Source organism: Flavobacterium sp., from assembly GCF_044361065.1.
Classification (GTDB): Bacteria; Bacteroidota; Bacteroidia; order Flavobacteriales; family Flavobacteriaceae; genus Flavobacterium.
Window position 1 is genome coordinate 1 of record NZ_JBIKJI010000161.1, and the last position, 4,398, is coordinate 4,398.

Annotated in this window: 2 protein-coding genes; one reads left to right on the forward strand and one right to left on the reverse strand. The window is 33.1% G+C overall.

Translation table 11 applies throughout. From position 1 onward, the window contains the following. Positions 1 to 2,368 (reverse strand): ATP-dependent Clp protease ATP-binding subunit (locus ACIQ11_RS09020; protein WP_396154307.1); only part of this gene is annotated, 2,368 nt, incomplete at its 3' end. Positions 2,369 to 2,610: 242 nt separating this feature from the next. On the opposite strand from ACIQ11_RS09020, the gene gyrA reads away from it, so the two are divergent. Further along, on the forward strand, positions 2,611 to 4,398 hold a 1,788-nt coding region (gene gyrA, locus ACIQ11_RS09025), incomplete at its 3' end, for a DNA gyrase subunit A (protein ID WP_396154308.1).

Genomic DNA, 4,398 nt, shown 5'->3' on the forward strand with positions numbered 1-4,398 from the left:
CAAAACCTTTTTCAGCAATAAAATCTTTTGCTTTTTCAGAAATGGTAAACGTATATCCTAAATCTTTAATACGTAAAATAAGTTTTTCCATTTCAATATCAATAATTTTATCAATATCGTGTTTTTCTAAACTATTAAATACAATTACATCATCAATTCGGTTTAAAAATTCAGGTGCAAATGCTTTTTTCAAAGCGTTTTCAATTACTGATTTGTTGTAATCATCTGCTTGAGCTGTTTTTGCGGCAGTTCCAAAACCAACACCTTGTCCAAAGTCTTTTAATTGACGGGCTCCAATATTAGAAGTCATAATAATTATTGTATTTCTAAAATCGATTTTTCTACCCAAACTGTCCGTTAAAAAACCATCGTCTAAGACCTGAAGCATCATATTAAAAACATCTGGATGTGCTTTTTCTATTTCGTCTAATAAAACAACTGCGTAAGGTTTTCTTCTAATTTTTTCCGTTAATTGACCACCTTCCTCATAGCCAACATAGCCTGGAGGCGCTCCAACTAAACGTGAAATAGCGAATTTCTCCATATATTCACTCATATCGATTCGTACTAATGCCTCTTCAGAATCAAATAATTCTTTCGCTAATACTTTTGCTAATTGTGTTTTTCCGACACCTGTAGAACCTAAAAATATAAATGAACCAATTGGTTTGTTAGGATCTTTTAAACCTGCTCTATTTCTTTGTATAGACTTAGCAATTTTTTGTACCGCTTCGTCTTGTCCAATTACTTTTCCTTTTATCAGTTCCGGTAATTTAGCCAGTTTATTGGTTTCTGTTTGCGCTATTCGGTTTACAGGTATTCCAGTCATCATTGAAACGACATCAGCAACATTGTCTTCAGTTACTTCAACACGATTTGATTTAGCGTCTTCTTCCCATTTTTCTTGCGCAATGGCTAAGTCTTTTTCAATTTTCTTTTCGTCATCACGTAATTTGGCAGCTTCTTCAAATTTTTGTTTTTTAACCACTGAATTTTTCAATTCGCGAACTTCTTCTAATTGTTTTTCCAGTTCTAAAATTTGTTTTGGCACTTCAATATTTGTAATGTGCACACGAGAACCCGCTTCATCTAAAGCATCAATAGCTTTGTCGGGTAAAAATCGGTCCGTCATATAGCGACTCGTAAGTTTTACACAAGCTTCTATAGCTTCGGGTGTATAAATTACGTTATGATGGTCTTCATATTTTCCTTTGATATTATTTAAAATCAGGATAGTTTCATCAATCGTAGTTGGCTCTACAATTACTTTTTGAAAGCGTCGTTCTAAAGCGCCATCTTTTTCAATATATTGTCTATACTCATCTAAAGTTGTGGCACCCACACATTGGATTTCTCCTCTTGCTAAAGCAGGTTTGAACATATTACTGGCATCAAGCGAACCTGTAGCGCCACCAGCTCCAACAATAGTATGAATTTCATCTATAAATAAAATAATATCATCGTTTTTTTCCAGCTCATTCATTACAGCCTTCATACGTTCTTCGAACTGCCCACGGTATTTTGTTCCGGCAACTAACGAAGCCAAATCTAACGTTACTACACGTTTGTTAAACAATATACGAGAGACTTTTTTCTTCACAATCATAATCGCTAAACCTTCAGCAATAGCTGATTTTCCAACACCTGGTTCTCCGATTAAAAGTGGGTTGTTTTTCTTTCTTCTGCTTAAAATTTGCGATACACGTTCAATTTCTTTTTCGCGTCCTACTACTGGGTCCAATTTTCCATCTTCAGCCATTTCAGTTAAATCTCTTCCGAAATTATCTAAAACAGGTGTTTTTGATTTTTTCGTAGTTTTATTTCCGCTATTGCTTATTGGATTTGGCATATCTTCTTTGTAATTTTCTTCTCCAGAATCGAAATTTTCAGCTCTTGGCGTATCTTTAAAAATATCTTCATTTTCGTTAGAATTCAGGCTCATATATATATCTTTTACATTGTCATAATTAATTTTCAACTTGTTTAAAAGTTTTGTTGTTGGATCGTTTTCGTTTTTTAACATACATAACAACAACAAAGCGGTACTTATGGAGGTAGTATTGAAAACTTTTGCTTCTAAAAACGTATATTTTAATGCTCTTTCTGCTTGGCGCGTTAAGTGTAAGTTTTTTTTATCGTTTGTTGACAGTCCATTCGGGTTCGCAGGACTTAATATTTCTACTTTTTTTCGTAGCAAATCAAAGTTAATATTTAAAAGGTTTAAAATATCAATTGCACTTCCATTTCCGTCTCGTAACATTCCTAAAATTAAATGCTCAGTACCAATAAAATCGTGCCCTAAACGTAAGGCCTCTTCTTTACTGAACTGTATTACATCTTTAACTCTTGGTGAAAAATTATCTTCCATAAAATCTTTTAACTATTTAAAAACGTGAGCAAATACTATGAATTTTTCATAGGTACTATGCATACTGCTAATTGACAAAAAAAAAACGAGAAATAAAAGTAAATTAGCTATTTATTTGTTAAAATTTTCTTCAATTTTTGTTGATAAGTATTTCTATTTTGTTGGAAATTTTAGTTTCAAAAAACGCAAAAAATCGTATATTGGCACGTTAAAAAAAATCAGTAAAAATTAAATAAATACCTATGACTGACGGAGAAAAGTTAATACCTATTAATATTGAAGATGAAATGAAGTCAGCCTACATCGATTATTCGATGTCGGTTATTGTATCAAGAGCGTTACCAGATGTAAGAGACGGTTTAAAACCAGTTCACAGAAGAGTATTATTTGGTATGTATGAATTAGGAGTTTTTTCTAATAGAGCCCATAAAAAGTCTGCCAGAATTGTTGGAGAAGTTTTGGGTAAATACCACCCACACGGTGATACTTCAGTATATGATGCTATGGTTCGTATGGCGCAAGAATGGAGTTTACGTTATTTGATGGTTGACGGACAAGGTAACTTTGGTTCTGTTGATGGTGATAGTCCTGCAGCAATGCGTTACACCGAAGCCAGAATGAGAAAAATATCTGAAGAAATGTTAGCGGATATTGACAAAGAAACGGTTGACTTTCAGTTGAATTTTGATGATACTTTAGAAGAACCTAAAGTGTTACCTACAAAAGTACCTACGTTATTAATAAACGGTGCTTCAGGAATTGCAGTAGGTATGGCTACGAATATGGCGCCACACAATTTGTCAGAAGTAATTGACGGAACATTAGCTTACATTGATAATAATGATATTGAAATTGATGAATTAATAAAATATATTAAAGCACCAGATTTTCCTACCGGAGGAACTATTTATGGTTACGAAGGGGTAAAAGAAGCTTTTAAAACTGGTAGAGGACGTATTGTTATGCGTGCAAAAACTATGTTTGAAGAAGTAAATGGTAAAGAATCAATTATTGTTACTGAGATTCCGTATCAAGTGAACAAAGCCGATATGATTAAGAAAACGGCTGATTTGGTAAACGAGAAAAAAATTGAAGGAATTTCTACTATTCGTGATGAATCGGATAGAACTGGTATGCGTATTGTTTATGAATTAAAACGTGATGCCGTTCCGAATGTGGTTTTAAATACGCTTTATAAATTTACACAATTGCAATCTTCTTTCAGTGTTAATAATATTGCATTGGTTAACGGAAGACCGCAAATGTTAAATCTTAAAGATTTAATTCATTATTTCGTAGAACACCGTCACGAAGTTGTTGTTAGACGTGCACAATACGATTTAAGAAAAGCAGAAGAAAGAGCGCATATTTTAGAAGGTTTAATTATTGCATCAGATAATATTGATGAGGTAATTAAAATTATTAGAGGTTCAAAAGACGGAGAAGAAGCAAGAGCAAGATTAATTGAACGATTTAAATTATCGGAATTACAAGCTCGAGCAATTGTTGAAATGAGACTACGTCAACTTACTGGTTTAGAGCAAGATAAGTTAAGAGCGGAATATGATGAAATTATGAAGTTAATTACTAGCTTGAAAGAATTATTAGCTAGTAAAGAATTAAGAATGCAAGTCATTAAAGATGAGTTAGCTGAAATAAAAGAGAAATACGGAGATGAACGTCGTTCCTTAATTGAATATTCTGGCGGTGATGTAAGTATTGAAGATTTAATTGCCGATGAAAATGTAGTTGTTACTATTTCGCACGCAGGTTACATCAAACGTACTTCATTATCAGAATACAAAACTCAAAATAGAGGTGGAGTAGGTCAGAAATCTGCAGGAACAAGAGATCAAGATTTCTTAGAGCATTTATTTGTAGCTACAAATCATCAATATTTATTGTTCTTTACTCAAAAAGGAAAATGTTTCTGGATGCGTGTGTATGAAATTCCTGAAGGAACAAAAGCAAGTAAAGGAAGAGCAATTCAAAACATCATTAATATTGAACCAGACGATAAAGTTGCCGCT